General features: G+C 55.1%; 3 protein-coding genes. All 3 read right to left on the reverse strand.

The features are described 5' to 3' along the window. Positions 1–690: 690 nt before the first annotated feature. The 3 genes from ALO64_RS01280 to ALO64_RS01285 all read right to left on the reverse strand — a co-directional run bounded on the left by ALO64_RS01280 (position 691) and on the right by ALO64_RS01285 (position 2738). Positions 691–1266, reverse strand: coding sequence for a hypothetical protein (locus tag ALO64_RS01280; protein ID WP_169788672.1), 576 nt, complete (start codon positions 1264–1266; stop codon positions 691–693). Continuing rightward, positions 1223–1468 (reverse strand): hypothetical protein, encoded by a 246-nt coding sequence (locus tag ALO64_RS25640; RefSeq protein WP_044345640.1) that lies wholly within the window; start codon positions 1466–1468, stop codon positions 1223–1225. The genes ALO64_RS01280 and ALO64_RS25640 overlap by 44 nt, the downstream gene beginning before the upstream one ends. A gap of 115 nt (positions 1469–1583) precedes the next feature. Further along, entirely contained in the window at positions 1584–2738 is a 1155-nt protein-coding gene (locus ALO64_RS01285) for a cysteine desulfurase family protein (RefSeq protein WP_044345641.1), read from the reverse strand. Positions 2739–2988: the final 250 nt, after the last annotated feature.

Raw genomic sequence — 2988 nt, forward strand, 5'->3', positions numbered from 1 at the left:
ATTTTATCTACACCCTCTTAAAGGAAAAAAAAGCCATCGCACGAATGATGGCCAAATGAAACCACCTCAAATAAAGTGTCGGACAATCTTTATATGTGGGTTGCCCGTTAATAAAAAACAGGGGGTTTATCCTTATTGCGCGCACAGTTCTGCAAGGCCCTGATTAATCATCAGAACATTCAAGGACACACGCAAAATGACTTACGTCCAGACGTGCAGAGCCGTCGAAAAACAACATGCAGATCTGGATAACGCGAAGGCGACCGGGCAGGCACCGTCCAAGGCAGGCAATGCCTCAGGGGTAAGCAGCCAGCGTAACGGTGGTCTGACACAAGACTGATAGAGCACGGCTAGATTCCTTTCCTGGCGAGGAGAAAGACTTGTGGTCTGCCCTCCTGCACTATTTGTGGACGCTCTGGCGTCCGTTAACTGCACTTTGGTGCGTGTAGGCACCCCTTGAATGCAGCGTGCACCAATGGTTTATGGCACGACCGTTCCACTTGAAAGAACTGTGCCAATTTGTGTCTTTTTGTATCTGGAGGGGTACATTTTCATGTAATCGACGCTAAAGGCCCCCGCCGGGTGATGTTCGGGGCCTTGACTTGAAGACATGGGAGAAGATGAAAGCCAGCGATGGCTGGCTCTGGGGAAGGGCATTACTTTTCAGAGCGTCAGGGACCGCTTCGATACTCAGAGCTGCTCCAGCGCTTGTATCCGGATCTTGAACCCGTTGGGTGCGAGGATTTTCTGCCAGCCGACGTATCTGAATTGGGCGTCGGGGTTGATCCAGTCACCGCTGTTCACGCCGCGGGTTCCTCTGATCGCGAATCTTTTTACTGACCCACATGGGCCATTGAATCTGGGGTCAGTCGTATAAATGACGTACGGCTCCACGTACTGCGTGGCCCGCAGATACTTTCCGCATTGCTGGTCAACGTTAATCAGTGTTGACTTCAGCTCAGCGTCACCGACCATGTCGTCATACATTTTCAGAAACGTGATATTGCCTACGTCCTTGAACCCCAACGATCTCGCCTGTTTGTATTCAGGTAAATTCTGGTGAGCGATCAAGTCGGCTTTCTTTTGCTTCTTGTCTTCAATGGCCTGAGCGGCCGCCAGAGTAGCTTCGGCCTGCTTGCGTAACTTACCCGCTTTAGCGTAAGTGGCATTGCATCGCGCAAGCTCCTCTGCGCTCACACCCATTTCGCTGGGGGTGTAGTTGTCAGCGCTGAGGGAGTAGGAAGTAATAGTGAGCGAGTTGATCACTTCTTTTGGCCAGCGGGCCTTGTTGAGCCTCCAGAGAATCCACTTGCTCTTGCGTTTTGTTGCAGTGCTCCATGTAGAGGGTGTAGGGAGAGTAGGCGTCATTTTTGTCGGAGTCGGTATACATCTTGGCAAAAACCAGGGGGCTGATGGCGGTCGTCACAAACGCCAGGAAAATACACCTGATTGGAAGAGCAAAGGTCATGACTTATTCCTTTAGGGTTAAAACCTGATCCGTGAGCATCACTTGGCAGCTGCCGGGTTGTGCCATTATAACGACATCGCTCTGTTGTTGCTTTTTCTGATCTCGAAAATACTGGTCACCAGAACGCAGCAGGTGCGCTGAGCGCCTTGCTGAATACCTCAATGGCACGCTCGACGTCTGCCTGCGTGGTGTAGCGGCCAAGGCTGACACGCACGCTGGCCAGGGCCTTGGCTGAATCCATCCCCAGAGCGAGCAACACATGCGAGGGTGCATTGCTGGCCGAGTTGCACGCGGATGTAGAAGACAACGCCAGGCTGTGGGATAGCTGCGAGCTGGTGAAGCCACTGCGGGTGATGCACAGGTTGAGGGTGTGCGGGATGCGTTGTTGCGGACAGCCGTTGAGCTGCACATCCGGCAGGCTCAACAAGCCTTCGCGCAGGTGGCGACTCAGCTCTTGGATACGGCGGTTTTCAGTTTCGGCCTGGCTGATCGCCAACGCAAAGGCTGTACCCATGCCGACGATCTGATGCGTAGCCAGTGTGCCCGACCGAAAGCCGCCTTCATGTCCGCCGCCGTGAATCTGCGCTTTCAGCAGCGAATGAGCACGCGGGCCCACGTACAGCGCGCCAATGCCCTTGGGGCCGTAGGCCTTGTGCGCCGAGAACGACATCAGGTCGACGGCCAGACTCGCCAGATCGACCTTCACCTTGCCGACTCCCTGCGCAGCGTCCACATGAAACAGCGCGCCGTGCTCGCGCACCAAGGCGCCAATGCTGGCGATATCGGTCAGCGTGCCCAGCTCGTTGTTCACCAGCATCAGTGATACCAGCAGCGTGTCTTCGCGCAGGGCAGCCTGAACCGCCTGCGGCTGGATCAGGCCTTGGGCGTCCGGTTTCAGCCAGGTGACGGGAAAGCCCTGACGCTCCAGCGTGCTGACGGTATCGAGCACTGCTTTGTGCTCCAGAACACTGGTAATGATGTGCCGACGCTGCGCGCTGCTGTCATGGGCGATGCCCTTGATCGCCAGGTTGTTGGACTCGGTAGCGCCGGAGGTCCAGACGATGGTGTCGGCAGGCGCACCCACCGCATCGGCCACCTGCGCGCGTGCCTGTTCAACGGCCTGCCGCGCCACCTGCCCATAACCGTGCCCGCTGGATGCCGGATTACCGAAATGACCTTCGCGCCCCATGCAGGCAACCATAGCTTCGATGACCTGTTCATCAACAGGCGTGGTAGCGGCGTAATCCAGGTAGAGCGCAGAGGTGGTCATGGGCAATTCACTTTTGTAATCGAGTCAGAATCAAGGGCTGGCGGTACAAGGCCGATTGCTTGAAAGATTACTGATGCGCACGCGAAAATTTATTGATATTTGCACGTATAGCAGCAGCCAAAGCGAAAAATTATTCGCTTTTGCTTGGATTTTTACGATTAAAAATTCTAGGATGCTGCTTCAGGCGCAGAATCGCAGTCATACACCATCGTTCCTCACGCTCCGCGTGGGAATGCAGTTCTGGACGCTC

This window comes from Pseudomonas meliae (genome assembly GCF_001400515.1).
Lineage (GTDB): Bacteria > Pseudomonadota > Gammaproteobacteria > Pseudomonadales > Pseudomonadaceae > Aquipseudomonas > Aquipseudomonas amygdali.